This is a genomic window from Acinetobacter sp. UBA2581 (genome assembly GCF_002339435.1).
Classification (GTDB): Bacteria; Pseudomonadota; Gammaproteobacteria; order Pseudomonadales; family Moraxellaceae; genus Acinetobacter; species Acinetobacter variabilis.
In genome coordinates this window covers 36,856-54,964 of sequence record NZ_DDLD01000105.1, presented here as the reverse complement: position 1 = coordinate 54,964, position 18,109 = coordinate 36,856, and the positions used below count along the sequence as shown (strand labels likewise).

Below are 18,109 nucleotides of genomic sequence, written 5' to 3'. Positions count from 1 at the left end.
TCAGGATTAAGGAAAAAAAGTATGCCTAAAGAAATCATTATTCCAGCAGGAACATCGAAACCATTAGCACCGTATGTACCGGCAACCAAGGCAGACAATATTGTGTATGTGTCCGGTACATTGGCCTTTGATGAAAATAATAATGTAGTGCATGTCGGTGATGCCGCAGCACAGACCCGTCATATTCTGGAAACCATCAAGCGTGTGATTGAAGAAGCCGGTGGCAGCATGGATGACGTAACGTTTAACCATGTCTTTGTCAAAGACTGGGCAGATTATGCTGCGATTAATGCAGTGTATGCAGAGTATTTCCCGGGAGATAAGCCGGCACGGTATTGCGTACAGACAGGTTTGGTCAAACCTGATGCGCTAGTCGAAATTGCTTCGATTGCCCATGTATAAGCCGATCCACCTGATTCAATCTCATTACTAGATGCCCCAAGTCTAAAACTGAATATTGACTTGGGGTCGGGAGAACAGCATGAATGCCAAATTATCTAAAATCATCACAGAGATAGTTGCAGAAAATAACGCATTAAATAAGGTTTTGGCGACTAACGCATCTGGCGACATCATTACGCAAGTCGATCAGCAGATTTTCCGTCAGGGCATGTCCAATCTGGGGGCTGCGGTGAATGTCATTACCACGCAAGGCGATGCAGGAATGGCTGGATTTACCGCTTCGGCCGTATGCAGCGTGACGGATACACCACCAACGTTGCTGGTGTGTCTGAACCGTTCTGCTTCAGTTTATGAAACCTTTAAAAAGAATCAGGTGTTGTGTGTGAATACCTTGGCATCACATCAACAACATCTATCCAATCTGTTTGGTGGAAAAACACCAATGGCAGAGCGTTTCAGTCAGGGGAACTGGAAAACCTTGGTGACCCAGTCACCTGTACTTGAGGATGCCTTAGTCAGTTTTGACTGCGAGGTGGTCCAATGTTTATCCGTAGGCAGTCATGACGTGCTGTTCTGTGAGGTGAAAGCCATGTGCCAGAGTCAAGGCAATGCGCTGATGTACTTCAATCGTTCTTACTGTGAGCCACACAAAATGTGCTAATTCAATTCAATCCTAATCAAGGAGGGGAAGCCGATGCAAGAAAAAGAAACGTGGTTTCCAAAATTTAAGCCTTACCAAGGCAATCTCGATACCACACCCGTGCAAACAGATGAATATCTGCCTGCTGGAAAAAGTATTATTCTCGGGTTACAGCATGTGTTTGCCATGTTTGGGGCAACTGTACTGGCACCCTTATTAATGGGGTTTGATCCCAATCTCACAATTTTTATTACCGGGATTGGTACCATTTTATTTTTCCTGATCACGGGCGGTCGATTGCCTAGTTATCTGGGATCTAGCTTTGCCTTTATTGGTGCGGTCGTCGCAGTGACGGGGTATTCCGGAGTTGGAGCGAATCCTAATATCGGACTGGCGCTTGGCGGTACGATTGCTTGCGGTATTGTTTATGCCTTGATTGGGCTGCTGGTGATGAAAACCGGTACCAACTGGATTGAAAAACTGATGCCACCTGTAGTGACAGGCGTGATCGTAATGATTATCGGTTTGAACCTGGCTCCAGTGGCAATCAAAAGCGTTTCAGCGAACCAGTTTGATTCCTGGATGGCACTAATCACTATTATCTGTATCAGTGTGATTGCTGTATTTACACGAGGAATGGTACGCCGTCTGTTATTGTTATTGGGCTTATTATCTTCCTACCTGATTTATTTCCTTTTCACCAATGTGATGGGCTTCGGACCTGCGATTGATTTTACTAAGGTCAGTGAAGCAGCATGGTTTGGTTTGCCAAATTTCCAAAGTCCGGTCTTTGAAATGAATGCCATGCTGATGATTGCACCAGTAGCAATTATCTTGGTTGCAGAAAATCTGGGGCACTTTAAGGCAGTCTCTGCGATGACCGGTAAAAACCTGTCTCCATATATGGGTCGTGGTTTCTTTGCTGATGGGGTGTGTACTTCATTATCAGCTTCTGTGGGTGGTACGGGGATGACCACTTATGCCGAAAATATCGGTGTCATGGCAGTCACCAAAGTTTATGCAACCACTGTATTTGTCTTTGCTGGTATCTTCGCCATCTTACTTGGGCTTTCACCTAAATTCGGTGCAGTGATCAGTACCATTCCAGTGGCCTTGTTGGGTGGTGCATCGATTGTCGTATTTGGTCTGATTACTGTGGCTGGTGCGAAAATCTGGGTGGATAACCGTGTTGATTTTACCAAGAACAGTACGCTGATTATTGGTGCAATCTGTCTGATCATGGGCACAGGGAACTATAGCTTGCAGATCGGCGGTTTTGATCTGGGCGGTATTGGTACTGCAACTTTAGCTGCGATCTTACTCAATCTGTTCCTGAACCGTGGTGAAGATAAAGAATTGCCAGCATCTGAACCAGCTGAAACCGTAACTGAGGTTGAGGCTAAGCCAGTCGCTTAATATGAGGAGCATTTTTTGAGTCATTCAATTGCATTTTTAGGACTCGGGGCAATGGGCTGGCATATGGCCTCCCATTTGCCAAAACTCGGGCATCAGGTTTGGGTCTGGAATCGAACTGAACAGAAAGCTGTAACGCATGCTGAAATTTTTGCAACTCAAGCAGTGAGTATTAAGCAGGCGGTTCAGGCAGATTTTATCTTTTCCTGTTTGCCGACCAGTCAGGATGTGGAAGCATTGATTGCAGCCCATCCACCCAAACAAGGTGCAATCTGGATTGACTGTACTAGCGGTGTACCGGAATCTGCCCAGAAACTGGCGAAGCTATTGGAGCAACAAGGCAGTTTTTATCTGGATGCACCGGTTTCTGGTCAAACCGTTGGCGCAGAAAAAGGCACTTTAACTGTGATGGTGGGTGGCAATGAACAAGCCTTTGAACGAGCCAAACCGATCATTGATGCCTTTGCTGGCCTGATTGAATATGTGGGAGAAAGCGGTTCTGGCTTTGCGGTAAAAGCTGTGAATAATACCTTAATGGCGACTCACTTATGGGCATTGGCTGAAGGGCTGACTGTGCTGAAAGGGCAGGGTGTTGATTTAAGCAGTGCACTAAACTGTATTAATCATTCCAGTGGTAAAAGCAGCATGTCGGAAAATATCATGGCACAGCGTGTACTAAGCCGTGAATTTAATAAGACCTTTGCACTGGATCTATTACAGAAAGATATTGGCATTGCCTTGGAGTTGGTACAGCAACAGCAACTGGATTTATCAGTAATGTCTTTGGTTCAGCAGGAATTTCAGCAGATTTCCAAACCACAGGCCAGTCAGCTGGATTTCTCCGCTGCGGTGCAAGGACTGGAACAGCGGACTCAAATTGAATTAAGAGGATAAGCTTTTTAATTCAATGTTAATTAAAGAATTTAAGAACCTATTGTTTGAAGCGCTATAGATTGATCAATTCAAAAGTTAAAAGCCGGGAAATAAAATTCCCGGCTTTATTTATTCATTAGGCAACTAAATAGCCTAAGTAAATCTTAATTCTCTTGATTCGCCTGATATTCCTGAATCACTTCAAGCGCTGCACGGAAGGCTTCCTGAGTAGCTGGAGCACCGCAGTAAGGCAGGCTATGCAGTAGTACTTCCTGAATTTCTTCAACTGTTGCACCATTATTCAAAGCGCCACGAACATGGCCTTTCAATTCAGTTGGGCTTTTTTGCGCGGTAAGAAAAGCAATAGTAATTAAAGAACGATATTTACGTGGTAAAACCCCTTCACGTTGCCAGGTTGAACCCCAGGCATGTTCATTAATCCAGTCCTGCAAAGGCTGAGTAAAAGGAACCGTATTGTCCTGGGCACGTTTTACAAAACTTGCACCCATCACTTCAGTACGGACTTTCAAGCCATTTTCATAATCTTGTTGTGACATCATTGACCCTCAATTTTATTATGGGTGTAGCTTAACGTTTTATCTCTTAAATACCATCGTGCAATAGTCGTAAAAAAGTGGCTGAATAGCCACTTGAGATATCCAAAGTGAAGTCAAGAAATAACTTCACTTTGTAATCAAGATCTGATTTAGATAAAAGTTCTATCTAAGGACTGGTTGAATGTGAAGGTGCACTTTGAACTGAAGTATCAGTACCTGTTGCATCTGCTTTCGAAATATGAGGATTTTCCAGCTCCAATACTTCCTGTAAATGCAAATCGAAGACATCAGTCAACATGCTGTCATAGCGACGCGCATTATAGTGCAGTAACTTATTGGCTTCTTCTTCATTAATAAAGCCTTGTCCATGCGCATCAGCCACATGATCAGCAAAACTGAGTCCCTTAAATTGACCTTTGTTTTCGGCTTTCTTAAAGCGATCCCAAAGCTGCTCAATCTCCAATAACATGGTGAAGGTTGATTCCATACGACCATTCACATCATCTTCCGCCGTGCTATAGAAAACATGCTTTTTCAGTACCTGCCGGAAAGTGTTATCTTCCATCATGACATTTGCGACTTCCTGTTTAAGTCGGTCAGATGGTTTCGCGACAGGTCGGCCAAATGGGAAACAGATGAGTTTGACCATGCCAGCAGCAACACCCACCGGGAAGTTCGCAAACAGGTCATAAAACGCTTCCTGAGCGGTATATAAAGATTTCTCAATTGCCAATTGTGCATGCAGACGTTCAGCTTCAGTTTTTTTACTATGTTCAAAAAATTTCAGAATTGCCGTCGCAATAAACAAATGGGCATGAATATCAGCCAGACGGCCAGAAAGCATTTCCTTGCGTTTAATATCACCTGCTAATAAACCTAAACACATATCTGCAGTCAGGGCAAAGTTGGCACTGAGCCGGTTGATAATCTTGTAATAGGGACGGGTAAAATCAACCGCACTTTGTGGCGCAGCACTTGAACCCCCGCTAAAAGCATAGGCAAAAGAGCGGGCAGTCCGGTTAAAGGTATAACCCAGATGCTTAAACAACATAGTATCGAATGGATTCAGAGCGGCTTTTGGATCTTCAGCTTGCAGAAGCTGTAATTCTTCATACAGATAAGGATGGCAACGCATCGAACCTTGACCAAAGATCATCAATGAACGGCTGAGAATATTGGCACCTTCCACTGTAATCGATACTGGAATGGCTTGATAGTTGAGAGCCAGGAAGTTACGAGGCCCCATCTGAATGGCGCGACCACCCACGACATCCATACCATGATTGACGATTTTACGCATGGTCTCAGTGGCATAGTATTTGGCAATCGCGGTCATAACTGCCGGTTTACCACCTTGGTTCAGACCACAAGTCACTAAATAACGGAAAGCTTCCAGCATATAAGCATCACTGGCAATTTCGCTATTGGCTTCCTGTACGCCTTCAAATTTACCCACCGAAATCTTGAATTGTTGACGGATTCGCGAGAATGCACTGACATTCAGGTAAGTCATTTCGGCACTGGAGGTAGACAAAGCCGGTAGGGAAATACCACGGCCAACCGCCAGACATTCCATCAGCATACGCCAGCCTTTACCGGCATTTTTCACGCCACCAATGATCCAGTCTAAAGGAATAAATACATCCTTACCTTCAACAGTACCATTCATAAAAGGGGAGCCAGGATTATGTCGTGGACCGACTTTTACCCCTTCATGATTGGCCGGTAGCAAGGCACAAGTAATCCCATAATCTGTTTTATCACCAAGTAGATGATCAGGGTCATACATTTTAAAAGCCAGACCGACGACAGTGGCAATCGGTGCTAAGGTAATCCAGCGTTTAGAAAAATTCATTCTCAAACCGAGAACTTCCTGACCTTCAAACTGCCCATAACAGACCACACCGGTATCTGGAATTGCACCGGCATCTGAACCGGCTTCAGGACTGGTCAGACCAAAACATGGGATTTCTTCACCTTTGGCCAGACCGGGTAAATAACGATCTTTTTGCTCATCAGTACCATAATGTAGTAACAACTCACCCGGCCCGAGAGAGTTAGGCACCATACAGCTCACAGCAGCAGTGAGAGAGCGTGAAGAAATTTTGCTCATCACTCGGCTTTGAGCAAAGGAACTAAAGGCACGACCGCCGTATTCTTTGGGAATAATTAGTCCCAAGAAACCGTTATCTTTAATATATTGCCAGATATGTTCAGGCAGCATTTTCTTCTCATGAATTTCCCATTCATCCAGCATGCTACAGAGCGTTTCGACTTCGTTATCCAAGAATGCCTGTTCCTCAACGGAAAGTTTTGGATAAGGATAGCTATTAAAGGTTTCCCAGTTCGGCGCACCCATAAAGAGTTCTTTTTCCCACCAGCTGGTGCCGGAATCAAGAGCCTCACGTTCTGTCGGGCTAATGCTCGGCATGGCATCCGCTAAAGCTTTATAGGCTGGCCTGGAAATGAAAGACATGCGCAAAGGTTCGATCATGACGACCAGACTGATCAGGATCAAAGGAATGCCCAGAATCAGTGACCAAGGACTGATAAAGGCACAAACCACTGACATGACAATCAGGGTAATTGTACCAGTGGTACGGGAGAGTTGAAAAAAGAAAATCGCCCATAAACTGGCAATGAGAAGAAGTACGGCGAAAATAAATAGCATTGTTATATTTCTCCAGGGTCATACAAGTGTGATGCTGCCGATCTCCCTAAGGTGTCTTCATAAGACTTGATCAATTTTTTTACATCGCTTAAGCAATTGGCAAATTCACAATTGTTCTTGTGAGAACAATCGTTATTAAATATTTCAACGATATATTGAAGTGTTTTATCTGTTTTTGAGATTGTTTGAAAAATGCGCAGTCTTCAAGTGAGAACACGCAAAGAAATGTGAAGATAAGTAATAACTTAATCTCCAAGAGAGGGTAGATAAAATAATTAAAAAGTGAACAAATATAAATTTAGCTAGGCATAAAAAAGCCCTCTACTTGAGAGGGCTTTGATCTAAGTCATTTTAAGCTTCGATTGCCTGTACAGCGATTTTTTTTGCTGGATCAACTTTACGGCGTACTTCTGGAACCGGTTCACCATAGTATTGACGATCCGCAAAGTAACTTGAACGTACCATCGGTGCTGACCAGATATTCTTAAAGCCAAGCTTACGGCCATGTTCTGCATAACGTTCGAATTCTTCTGGCGTTACAAAACGGTCGATTGGCGCATGCTGTTTAGATGGCTGTAGATACTGGCCAATCGTTACATAATCCACGTGATGAGCTTTCAGGTCGTCTAGCAGAGCGAGAACTTCTTCTTCAGTTTCACCGATACCGACCATCAAACCACATTTGGTTGGAATTTCTGGGCAATAATCTTTAAACATTTTCAACAGATTTAAAGAGTGCTGATAATCAGAACCTGGACGCATGGCTTTATACAGACGTGGCACAGTTTCAATGTTGTGGTTAAACACGTCTGGTGGACATTCAGTCATGATGCGTAAAGCGATGTCCATACGACCACGGAAATCAGGTACCAGAATTTCTAGCAAAGTCTTTGGACTCAAAGCACGAGCTTCTTTAATACAGTCTACAAAATGCTGTGCACCGCCATCCAATAGGTCATCACGGTCTACTGAAGTGATGACTGCATACTTCAGACCCAAGTTGGCAATCGTTTCTGCCATATGACGCGGCTCGTCTGGATCAAGTGCATTTGGACGACCATGCGCCACATCACAGAACGGACAGCGACGCGTGCAAATATCACCCATAATCATAAAGGTTGCTGTACCCCCACCAAAACATTCAGGCAGGTTCGGACAGGCAGCTTCTTCACATACGGTATGCAGTTTTTGCTGACGAAGTGTAGTTTTAATACGCTGAACTTCCTCGGGAGCGGCCATTTTCACGCGGATCCAGTCCGGCTTACGTGGCGTTTCAACCGTAGGAACAACTTTTACAGGAATACGGGCGACCTTTTCTGCGCCGCGAAGTTTGATACCCTGTTCAGGTTTACGGTTTTCAGACATATATAACTTTTCCACTGTTTTGAAGGAGGGAGATAAATCAAAGTTAACACTTTTTTAATTATAACGAAACTCGGGTGAAATAGGGTGAAAAGGATTATTCATTTAAAAAATGTTCTTATCACACAATATATGTAAGTTAAATACACCAAATTGGTAGCAATTACGTCATAATATAGCGTAGATTAAAGCAAAATTTTTTAATTTTAAGGAGCGTTGAATGCCACGTAAAAAAGAGGTCGTTAGTGGAACTTTCGTTAAGTACGATGCGGTAGTTCTAGGTTCAGGCCCTGCGGGCGAAGGCGCGGCAATGAAACTTGCCAAATCTGGTAAGCGTGTTGCAATTGTAGATATGCGTGAACAGCTGGGTGGTAACTGTACACACGTAGGTACGATTCCAAGTAAGGCATTGCGTCAAACGGTATCCAGCATCATCCGTTATCAACGTGATCCAATGTTTCAAAAAGTAGGTGAATGGAAACAATTCACTATGAAACAGGTACTGCGCAATGCACATAAAGTGATTCAGCAGCAGGTGGATACTCACTCACGTTTTTATGACCGTAACAAGATTGATATCTATCATGGTCGTGCTTACATTCAAGACGAAAATACGATCTTTGTATTTACACCAGATGGCATAAAAGAAACCATTATGTTCCAGCAACTGGTGATTGCGACGGGTTCACGTCCATACCGTCCAGAGATTCTTGATTTCAATCATCCACGTGTATTTGATTCAGACAAAATTCTGGATCTGGATTTCTCGATCCAAAAAATCATTATTTATGGTGCAGGTGTGATTGGCTGTGAATATGCATCAATCTTTATTGGATTGGGACATAAGGTTGACCTGATCAACACCCAACCAAAACTGCTGAGCTATCTGGATGATGAAATCTCCGATGCGCTGTCTTATCACTTACGCGAACAGGGTGTATTGATCCGTCATAATGAACAGATCGACTTCCTTGAAACTTCTGATGATTATGTCGTTCTGCATACACAAAGCGGCAAGAAAATTAAGGCAGACGCTATTCTGTGGTGTAACGGCCGTTCAGGGAATACTGACGGTTTAGGCCTTGAAAATATTGGCCTGAAACCAAACAGCCGCGGTCAATTAACCGTAAATGAACAGTATCAGACTGAAGTCGAAAATATCTATGCTGCAGGTGACGTGATTGGCTGGCCATCATTGGCTTCTGCTGCCTATGACCAAGGTCGTTGCGCAGGTGCCAACATGAGCGGTGAGCAAGACGTTGCACCCGTAACTGATATTCCGACTGGTATTTATACCATTCCAGAAATTTCTTCGATCGGTAAAACTGAGCAGCAGCTGACTGAAGAAAAAATCCCGTATGAAGTGGGTCAGGCTTCTTTCCGTCATCTGGCGCGTGCGCAGATTACCGGTGATACGGTTGGTGAATTAAAAATCCTGTTCCACCGCGATACGCTGGAAGTTCTAGGTGTGCATTGTTTCGGTAATAATGCTTCGGAGATTATCCACATTGGTCAAGCGGTCATGAACAGCCCGAACAATACGATCAAGTATTTTGTGGAAACTACATTCAACTATCCAACGATGGCGGAAGCCTATCGTGTGGCAACCTTGAATGGTATGAACCGTTTATTCTAATTTGATTTATTCAGGTTAGATCAAAAACCCGCAAGCTCAATTTGCGGGTTTTTTATTTATCATAATTTTGGCATAACCACTGAATAAACAGTTGGGCTTCATCAGATATGTTTTTCCTCGGGTCTACAATTGCATAATATTGAAATTGAGGCTGCGCTGTAATATCAAATAGTTGTACGAGTGATCCTTGATTAATGAGTTTATTTACTAGTGATTCTCTAGCTAACGCTATACCCCAGTTATTTTGTGCTGCATGATAAAGTAAAGATAAATCTTCAAAGCGATGTCCTTGTATAGGTTCTTTCCATTCTAAATGTGCTTGCGTAAACCAAGGTGACCAAGGCTCTAAATAGCTCCTTAAAAGGTCACAGTTTTTAAGATCCCTAGGTGAACGAATATTCTTTATTTTTACATAATAAGGCGATGCAACTGGGAAAATAGTATCTCGGCTAATCTGATAACTTTGCATACTAGGGTAGATTCCAGTTCCATATCTAATATCAAAATCAACTTTGCTAATTTCATAATCAAGCTGTGATTTTGCAATTTCTATAGCAATCTCAATATCTGGATACTGTTCTAAAAAGTCTTTTAAACGAGGAAGTAAATAAATATTTGCGAAAGTAGGAGGAGACGATAGCGTAACTGTTTTTTGATGAGGGTTATTCGAGTTAATTTTATTAAGACTATCTAGTGAATGTAGGGCTTTTTTTACTGACTGATAATAGGATGCACCTGTAGCACTTAAATTTAACTTGCGTGTAGTTCGCTCAAATAAAACAGTATTAAGTAATTTTTCTAAGGTCTGAATCCGATGTGAAATTGTACTACGGGTAACATTAAGTTCATCAGCTGCTTTGGAAAATGATGAATGCCTAACTACAGCTTCAAAAGCATAAATAAGATGAAGAGGAGGAATCCTTCCTGGCATAAATTGTCCAATCCTATTCAACAATGTGTCTTTTAAATATCACAGATTGTCAAAAATAAAAAGACTATGATGAATTCAATCAGACATTTTAATATCTGATAGCACTAGCAAAATATAAAGACATTATGGACTCAGCCAGCTACTAGAAAGGAAGCAAACAGTGAACACATCTTATATTCTTCAATTGCATCCGAATGATAATATTGCAATTGCCAAAAGCCCTTTGATATCACGCACACCGATTACAGAAGAGATTGCTACTTTAGAAGATATCCCTGCTGCCCATAAAGTCGCACTAAAAGATATTTTCAAAGGTGAAGCTGTATTACGTTATGGTCAGATTATTGGTTTTGCTACCCAGAATATTCTAGCGGGTCAGCATGTTCATATACAAAATTTGGCCATAGCTGATTTTGATCGTGACTACGCGTTTGGAGAAAATGTAATTCCAATAGCAACTGCGCTGCAGCCTCGAAATTTTTTAGGAATTAAACGTGCAGATGGACGTGTAGCTACTCGGAATTATGTGGGAGTAATCAGTACAGTCAACTGTTCAGCAACAGTGGTAAAAAAAGTTGCTCAGTATTTTGACCACCCAGAAATCATAGACAATTATCCTAACGTAGATGGCGTAGTAGCATTATCACATAGTTTTGGTTGTTGTATTGATCATCATGGTGAAGGGCTCAAGCAATTACGTCGTACTATTGCAGGTTATATGGAGCATCCTAACTTTGCAGCGGTAGTAATCATAGGATTAGGGTGTGAAGCCAATCAGTTGAAACCACTTCTTCAATCAAAAAATCCAGCATATGCTAGTAAAATAAAATCACTGGTTATGCAGGAAGAAGGGGGGGACACAAAAAACTATTGATAAGGCGATTGCGTTAGTGCAAGAAATTTTACCTGAAGCAAATCAAGTGAGCCGAGAGCCGCTACCATTATCTCATTTATGTGTCGCTCTGCAGTGCGGTGGCTCCGATGGATACTCTGGAATTACTGCTAATCCTGCCCTAGGTGTAGCTGTTGATCATTTGGTTGCACATGGCGGTACAGCAATCTTATCGGAAACTCCAGAAATTTACGGTGCAGAACATCTATTAACACGTCGGGCGGTGAATAATGAAGTAGGTCATAAATTAGTAGAGTTGATTCATTCTTGGGAAGCTTATGCTGATCGTGAAAAAGGTAGTATTGATAATAATCCTACTCCTGGAAATAAGGCGGGCGGTCTTACTACTATTCTAGAGAAGTCACTGGGTGCGGTAGCAAAAAGTGGTTCAACACCATTAAAAGGTGTGTATCGTTATGCGGAAACTATTGACACACAAGGCTTGGTATTCATGGATGCACCAGGTTATGACCCTATGGGAGCTACTGGCCAAATTGCCGGTGGGGCAAATTTAGTTGCCTTCACGACAGGACGTGGTTCTTGTTTTGGTGCTAAACCTTCACCCTCAATCAAAATTGCAACGAATACTGCTATGTATGATCGGATGCTAGATGATATGGATATTAATTGTGGAAATATTATGGACGGAACATCAAATGTGGCAGAAAAAGGTCAAGAAATTTTTGAAATGTTTATTCGTGTAGCCTCGGGTGAGAAAAGTAAAAGTGAAGCGTTAGGAATTGGTGGAGAAGAATTTGTACCTTGGATGATCGGTGCACAAATGTAAAAAGGAAATTGCTCAATAAGAGTAATGGTTTTGATCTCCACAGCCGCAATAAATATCTTTCTATTTTAAAAAATAGTTTCAAAATAATTAAGATCAGTATTGCTTTATCAAAACCATAACTCTTCAGGATGGAATTCGAGGGAGTTTTTAAAATGGAAATTAAAAAATTTATAGATAAAGTACCTGGTGGAATGATGCTAATTCCACTTTTAATTGGTGCAACAATTCATACATTTGCACCAGATACTGCTGAATATTTTGGTTCATTTACTAAGGGAATTATTACAGGGGCTGTACCAATTTTAGGAGTCTGGACTTTCTGCTTAGGGGCTTCTATTAATGTTCGTGCTACTGCCACTGTCGTCAGAAAAGCAGGAGCCGTTATCGGTGCAAAATTATTTATTGCCTGGATGTTAGCTCTAGTTTTAGGTTCTCTCATGCAGCCAGATGAAATGTTGAATACTCCGCTATTTGCGGGTTTTTCTATTTTAGCTATAGTGGTTGCATTTGATATGACCAATGCTGGTCTTTACTCTTCATTAACGTCAGAATATGGAACTAAAGAAGAGGCAGCAGCAGGCGCACTCATTGGAATTGAGTCTGGCCCTTTATTTACTATGCTTATTTTAGGTTCAGCTGGTGTTGCTTCTTTTCATCCTGCCGCTCTAGTAGGAGTGGTTCTACCATTTTTGTGTGGTTTCTTATTAGGCAATCTAGATGAAAAAATGAGAGACTTTTTTGCTCCTGCAGCGAAAGTAATGATTCCATTTTTTGGTTTTGCTCTGGGTAATAGTATTAATTTTGGACTAATTCTAGAAACTGGATTACCTGGAATTATTCTAGGTGTTACTGTTGTCTTGATTTCGGCTCTCTTTTTAATACCAGCAGATATATTTTTGGCCAAAGGTAATGGTACAGCAGGAATAGCAGCATCTAGTACAGCAGGTTCTGCAGCCGCTACACCAATGCTTATTGCTCAGGTAGCCCCACAATTTGAGGTTGTGGCGCCAGCAGCAACTACTTTAATTGCAGCCTGCGTAGTTATTTCAGCAATTATCGTGCCTTTACTTACATCTTTATGGGTTAAAAAGTTTGCTTATAAAATTGATGATATAAGAGCTAAAAAAACTGAGTTTAAAGCAGAATTTTCCAAAATTACAGATACCTAAAATCTTAAATAATAAGAAAAACCCGCAAGTTCGATTTGCGGGTTTTTTATTTTCTAAATTGAAAAAGTTTAATCTGGTCAGTAAGTCTAGTGATCAAGCTGCCATTTTGCGGCATTCTTCAGCACAGCGACGGCAAGCTTCTGCACATTGCTGGCAATGATCATCCTCATGATGGCCACATTCTTCTACACAATAATCGCAAGCTTTAGCACATAGCTCGCAAATCTCTTTCATAAATGGAGATTGCTTTTGTTGCATGCGGGCGCAGAGCTGACACAGATCAGCACAGTCCAGACAGCGCTGAATACATTCCCGCATCATTTCTAAATCTTCTTCTTTCAGGCAGGCACTGGCACAGTTGGTACAGGCCAGCGAGCAAGTCATACATGCGCGGACACAATCTGAAAATTGAATCTCGTTCATTTTCTCCTCCTTTTTGCAGCTATAGCAATCGCTTGTTTTTTAATACGCTAAGCAGAAAAGGAAAAATACACTAGGCAGTTTGAGTGAGAAAAAGTAATCTAATTACCGATTTTGTTAAAAGTTGTATTTCTAAAAAATTTAATTCAAAGCATCTCTCCTGATATTCCCAAAATAGGATGATTGAAGATTTAAAAATAAAACCATTGAGGTGGTCATTCCTCAATGGCGGAAAATCTACATGATGAGTCGTTATTGTCGAAGGCTTAAATAACCTTTCTCTTTATTATATTTTTATGGAGATTAAAATGGACGACTACCTGCCAAGCTGATCCGTTTTAATAAACGGCGTTGATCAGCGGGGAAAGGACGGCGTGAATGTAGAGTAACCTGATTATCCCAGAACACGATATCGCCTGCTTCCCAATTGTGCTCATAAGCGAATTCAGGTTTTAAGACATGTTCACGTAATTTTGCAATCAGTTCACTGCCTGCCTGATCGTCATAATTCACCAGCTCAACTTCGGTATGGGTATTTAACCAAAGTGCTTTACGGCCAGATTCAGGATGGGTACGTACCAGTGAGTGCGGGTAGGCGTGACCTAAAATTGGCTGATCTTTAAAGCGATACTTTGGCATATTACCCGCATAAGCATTACCATCTTTATTGCTTTGGAAGCGCACAAATGGATTATAGGTAATGAGCTGTAACAGGTTGATTTGTGCTTTGGTTTCTTCATCCAATGCTTTATAAGCCTTGATGGTATTAATCCAGGACGTCTGGCCACCATCTGTTGGCAGTTCAATGGCATAGAGTAAAGAGCCAAAAGATGGTAGGGGTGTCCACTGGTGATCGGCATGCGGTGCAAGTTCACCATGGCCGGTGTAATCCCCTTGACCGACTGCATTGGAAACTGGTACGACATCAGGTGGGGTGCCCGTATCAGTTTTAGAAGCTAGCACTGGCGTGTCAGCATCTGGACGGAAGATTGAACCGAAATAGGTGGCAAAGGCAAGATACTGTAGATCATCCAGACTTTGGTTTCTAAAGATCAGGATCAAGTGTTCGGCCAGAGCTTGCTTCAGACGCAGGATGATTTCACCAGATTGGGCTTTGCGGGCATCGAGGCCATAAACCACTGCGCCTAGCGCTTGATCTGCCTGCGGAACAATTTTAATTTCATCAGTATTCTGGAACTGATCTTGCTGATGCCAGCGTGGTGCATCGTGAATGGCTTGTGAAAGTTGGGTCAAGCTTGTCATTGGAAAGTCTCTGAATTTTCTTGTTGTAGAAAATCTAAAAAAATCCAGAGCAAAAATAAAATCACAAGAATTGCTAAACTTATGAAAATTCGGATAAAAATATCTAAATGATTGAATTGAAATCTTTTAATTAATATGGCAAAACAAAGTCCTAAAGCTGCTAAAAAATGTCAAATATTTGACAATCAGTGTGCGCAAAAAGCCTGGTTAAAGTACTCAAACAGTTCTGGAGTCTGGCTCCAGAGCAATAGAGAAATAGCGAGGAGAAGTACCATCGCTACCGCAATGGAAAGCTTGAGCAGAAAGGTGGAATCAGTCATGTACAATTTGCTCCTCATTTACCCATAAGTGCACCAGTACGCCAAAAATACTTAAGGCAATCGACAGCATCCATACTGCATTATAGTTACCACTCATGTCATGGTTTACACCGCCGAGCCAGCCGCCAAAGAATGAACCGACCTGATGGGTAAAGAATACAATCCCGCTGAGCATGGTCAGATATTTCACGCCAAACATATTGGCAATAATACCATTGGTGAGCGGTACGGTAGAAAGCCATAATAATCCCATGATGACACCAAATGCATAGACCGTCCAGGTGCTTAAAGGCAGCATCAGAAAGGCGATAATCGCAATCCCGCGCAGACCGTATAAGCCCATTAGCAGACGTGGTTTGGAATACTTTCCACCGAGCCAGCCAGCCGTATAGGTACCGACAACATTAAACAGGCCCACCAGCGCCAGGAAAATCGTGCCAGTTGTAGCATTGAAACCATGATCAATCAGATAACCCGGCAGGTGAATCCCGATAAAGACCACCTGAAAGCCACAGACAAAAAAGCCCATCGCCAGAAACCAGAACGGCTTATGGTTTTTGACTATCACTAAAATCTCTTTAAAGCTGAGTGATACCTTATTCGGTGTAGATACGGCATTTGGATCGACATATATCGGGGCTTTTAGCATCCAGGCCAAAGGTACAATCAAAGCGATTAAAATTGCGCTGACAACAAGTGCTGCTGACCAGCCGACATTCTGTAAAAGTAACAGCGTTGAAGGCAGCATAATAAACTGGCCGAAGGAGCCTGCTGCACTGGCAATCCCCATTGCCAGACTGCGTTTTTCAGGTGGTGCAGCTCGTCCGACTGCAGACAATAAAACCGGGAAAGAAGTCGCAGACAGGGCCAGACCTAAAATCAGTCCGACGCTGAGATTCAACAATAATCCGGTTGAACTGACGGCCATTAATAACAGGCCAAACGCGTATAAGGCACCGCCAACGGCAACAACAATCTTGCTACCATATTTGTCAGCGAAGGCACCAGTAATGGGCTGAACAGTACCCCAGATCAGGTTCTGCATGGCAATGGCTAAACTAAAGACATTATGACCCCAACCAAATTCTTCACTCATTGGCACCAGATACAGGCCAAATGCATGACGAATCCCCAAAGATAAGGCCAGAATAATGGCAGCGCCAATCAGCATAAAAATCAGGGTTCTAGAAAATTGACTGTCAGCCATAAGTCATTCATGCATATAAAGTTGATAGGTATAGTATTCGATTCAAGCTAGAGAGGCGATAAAATAAAAATTAATCAAACGATAAATTTTTTTTATAGCTGTATATAACGTCAGAAAACAAAACAACGGCCGTAGCCGTTGTCCTGAAGTATTCAGTTTTTTAATAAAAGAATTAATTGATTAAAAGCGCATCCCGAATCCGGCATAGGCCAGAATTGGATTGACTTCAATATCGGCTTTAGAGGTAATTAACTCCCCCAAATTATCATCAGAAACAGTAATGGTAGTTTCATTTTTAAGGTGGGCATAAGACACTGAACCCACTGCAAACCAGCGTTCATTAAAATCATAGGTGAAACCGACGGTGGCTATCGGAGCGAATGCATCGGTTGCTTCAAGATCTACTGTAGGATTGGCATTGCTCGGTTTACCTTCCAGTGAAGCTCCGGCATTGCCTTCTTTGATATTGGCAATCATATGACCGGCTGCAATCAAATCCTGTTCAGTACGCGGGTTAATCTCCAATTCATTAAAGTAAGCGTACATTATCCCTAAGCCGACATAAGGGCGAAACTTATTAACTCCGGTTTTTCCAAAATGATATTGTAATTCAAAGGCAGGCGTCCAAGCACGTGCTGACGCTGCAGGACCATGAGCTTCTAAATCAGTAATAAAAATATCATTTTGCAGATCGATATTCAGAAATTCTAAAGGCAAACTACCGATTTGAGGTGTAGCGATCGCAGCGAAAGGAGCATAAATTTTTCCTTTGCCCTGTAAGTCCACTTTGGGTGGAATGCCGGCTTTCATTTCAAGTGATACGTGATCGGTAAAAAAGTAATTACTTAATATCCCAAGCGTAGTGACATCATCTGCTTCCAGACCGGTGCCCGGATTATTCCACTCCTCCAACCCTTGAATTCGTGAACTACCGCTGAGTCCACTACCTAATTCACCACCGGTAAAAAAACCCAGAAATTCTAATGCTGCTGCAAGACCCTCTTGGTCAACATTAGAATTCAAGTTATTCAATACAGTATCGACTTGAATAGTACCATTTCTGGCAACTTCACCATTTTTTACAGCAGTATTAACTTGAAAAGGCTGAGCTTTTCCTTGTGGCATGACATGCAGTGCACCAACTGAAACGGAAAATCGCTTAAAGCCATCGCCATCCTGTAGGCTGAAATATGGGGATTCTGCATGTGCAAGCAGGGGTAGTGTGGCTAGACCTGCCATGCATACCATGATTGTCTTCATTGTTCAGAGGACTCCTTGTCCGTGCTAGTTATTTTTTTTCTATTGAACAATTTAGTTAAATCTCACCAATTTACACAGTTACAGAACGATTAGTGAAAAGTTAACAGAAAGTAAAAAATGCCAAAATTTGTATAAATTGTATTAATAAAATATATATTTATGTAAAAATTATCATGAATAGTGAAGATAAATAGGATGTTAATTTTTATAAAATTTTCAATTTTATTGAAGTAATAGAGTAAGAAGTGGGTAACATTTTTATCATTAATCTAAGTTTTAAATAATGATTTAAGCTTTCTGTTCCGG

General features: G+C 42.0%; 16 protein-coding genes and 1 pseudogene. 8 read left to right on the top strand and 9 right to left on the bottom strand.

Annotated elements, in window-relative coordinates; translation table 11 throughout:
* Positions 1 to 21 precede the first annotated feature (21 nt).
* From rutC to B3Q46_RS13630, 4 genes and pseudogenes are all read left to right on the top strand, one after another.
* Positions 22 to 402 (top strand): pyrimidine utilization protein C, encoded by a 381-nt coding sequence (gene rutC / locus B3Q46_RS13645; RefSeq protein WP_004646493.1) that lies wholly within the window; start codon positions 22 to 24, stop codon positions 400 to 402.
* A 178-nt stretch (positions 403 to 580) separates the two neighbouring features.
* Positions 581 to 1,063: pseudogene (gene rutF, locus B3Q46_RS13640) on the top strand (NADH-dependent FMN reductase RutF); the annotation flags it as partial.
* Between the two features lie 33 nt (positions 1,064 to 1,096).
* A complete protein-coding gene (gene rutG, locus B3Q46_RS13635; RefSeq protein ID WP_286716243.1) occupies positions 1,097 to 2,458 on the top strand; it encodes a pyrimidine utilization transport protein G in 1,362 nt (453 codons plus the stop codon).
* Between the two features lie 51 nt (positions 2,459 to 2,509).
* Complete coding sequence (locus B3Q46_RS13630) at positions 2,510 to 3,349, top strand: NAD(P)-dependent oxidoreductase (protein ID WP_414631448.1); 840 nt, start codon at positions 2,510 to 2,512, stop codon at positions 3,347 to 3,349.
* A 143-nt stretch (positions 3,350 to 3,492) separates the two neighbouring features.
* Here the strand turns inward: B3Q46_RS13630 and B3Q46_RS13625 are convergent, their stop codons facing one another.
* The 3 genes from B3Q46_RS13625 to lipA all read right to left on the bottom strand — a co-directional run bounded on the left by B3Q46_RS13625 (position 3,493) and on the right by lipA (position 7,921).
* On the bottom strand, positions 3,493 to 3,885 hold the full coding sequence (locus tag B3Q46_RS13625) for a carboxymuconolactone decarboxylase family protein (protein ID WP_286716239.1): 393 nt from the start codon (positions 3,883 to 3,885) through the stop codon (positions 3,493 to 3,495).
* A gap of 166 nt (positions 3,886 to 4,051) precedes the next feature.
* Positions 4,052 to 6,556 (bottom strand): acyl-CoA dehydrogenase, encoded by a 2,505-nt coding sequence (locus B3Q46_RS13620; RefSeq protein WP_208462048.1) that lies wholly within the window; start codon positions 6,554 to 6,556, stop codon positions 4,052 to 4,054.
* Between the two features lie 351 nt (positions 6,557 to 6,907).
* Positions 6,908 to 7,921 carry a lipoyl synthase gene (gene lipA, locus B3Q46_RS13615; protein ID WP_286716236.1) on the bottom strand — a complete coding sequence of 338 codons (1,014 nt, stop codon included), beginning with the start codon at positions 7,919 to 7,921 and terminating at the stop codon, positions 6,908 to 6,910.
* 217 nt (positions 7,922 to 8,138) lie between these two features.
* Between lipA and sthA the strand changes: the two genes are divergently transcribed.
* Positions 8,139 to 9,554, top strand: a complete 1,416-nt coding sequence (gene sthA / locus B3Q46_RS13610; RefSeq protein ID WP_005234884.1) for a Si-specific NAD(P)(+) transhydrogenase — start codon at positions 8,139 to 8,141, stop codon at positions 9,552 to 9,554.
* A gap of 52 nt (positions 9,555 to 9,606) precedes the next feature.
* Here sthA and B3Q46_RS13605 read toward each other — a convergent pair whose 3' ends face one another.
* Entirely contained in the window at positions 9,607 to 10,485 is an 879-nt protein-coding gene (locus B3Q46_RS13605; protein WP_286716235.1) for a LysR substrate-binding domain-containing protein, read from the bottom strand.
* Positions 10,486 to 10,645: 160 nt separating this feature from the next.
* On the opposite strand from B3Q46_RS13605, the gene B3Q46_RS13600 reads away from it, so the two are divergent.
* From B3Q46_RS13600 to B3Q46_RS13590, 3 genes are all read left to right on the top strand, one after another.
* Entirely contained in the window at positions 10,646 to 11,359 is a 714-nt protein-coding gene (locus tag B3Q46_RS13600) for a UxaA family hydrolase (RefSeq protein WP_286716234.1), read from the top strand.
* 16 nt (positions 11,360 to 11,375) lie between these two features.
* Positions 11,376 to 12,164, top strand: a complete 789-nt coding sequence (locus B3Q46_RS13595; RefSeq protein ID WP_286716233.1) for a UxaA family hydrolase — start codon at positions 11,376 to 11,378, stop codon at positions 12,162 to 12,164.
* Between the two features lie 152 nt (positions 12,165 to 12,316).
* On the top strand, positions 12,317 to 13,333 hold the full coding sequence (locus B3Q46_RS13590) for a 2-keto-3-deoxygluconate permease (protein WP_034170051.1): 1,017 nt from the start codon (positions 12,317 to 12,319) through the stop codon (positions 13,331 to 13,333).
* 93 nt (positions 13,334 to 13,426) lie between these two features.
* On the opposite strand, the gene B3Q46_RS13585 is transcribed toward B3Q46_RS13590, so the two are convergent.
* The 5 genes from B3Q46_RS13585 to B3Q46_RS13565 form a co-directional block, all read right to left on the bottom strand.
* Entirely contained in the window at positions 13,427 to 13,756 is a 330-nt protein-coding gene (locus tag B3Q46_RS13585; protein ID WP_005234894.1) for a four-helix bundle copper-binding protein, read from the bottom strand.
* Positions 13,757 to 14,056: 300 nt separating this feature from the next.
* Positions 14,057 to 15,016, bottom strand: a complete 960-nt coding sequence (locus B3Q46_RS13580; RefSeq protein WP_286716232.1) for a TauD/TfdA dioxygenase family protein — start codon at positions 15,014 to 15,016, stop codon at positions 14,057 to 14,059.
* Between the two features lie 185 nt (positions 15,017 to 15,201).
* Positions 15,202 to 15,336, bottom strand: a complete 135-nt coding sequence (locus B3Q46_RS13575) for a hypothetical protein (protein WP_034170050.1) — start codon at positions 15,334 to 15,336, stop codon at positions 15,202 to 15,204.
* Entirely contained in the window at positions 15,329 to 16,543 is a 1,215-nt protein-coding gene (locus B3Q46_RS13570; protein WP_286716231.1) for an MFS transporter, read from the bottom strand. Before B3Q46_RS13570 ends, B3Q46_RS13575 begins: the two co-directional genes overlap by 8 nt.
* A gap of 180 nt (positions 16,544 to 16,723) precedes the next feature.
* A complete protein-coding gene (locus B3Q46_RS13565; RefSeq protein ID WP_286716229.1) occupies positions 16,724 to 17,803 on the bottom strand; it encodes an OmpW/AlkL family protein in 1,080 nt (359 codons plus the stop codon).
* Between the last annotated feature and the right edge of the window lie 306 nt (positions 17,804 to 18,109).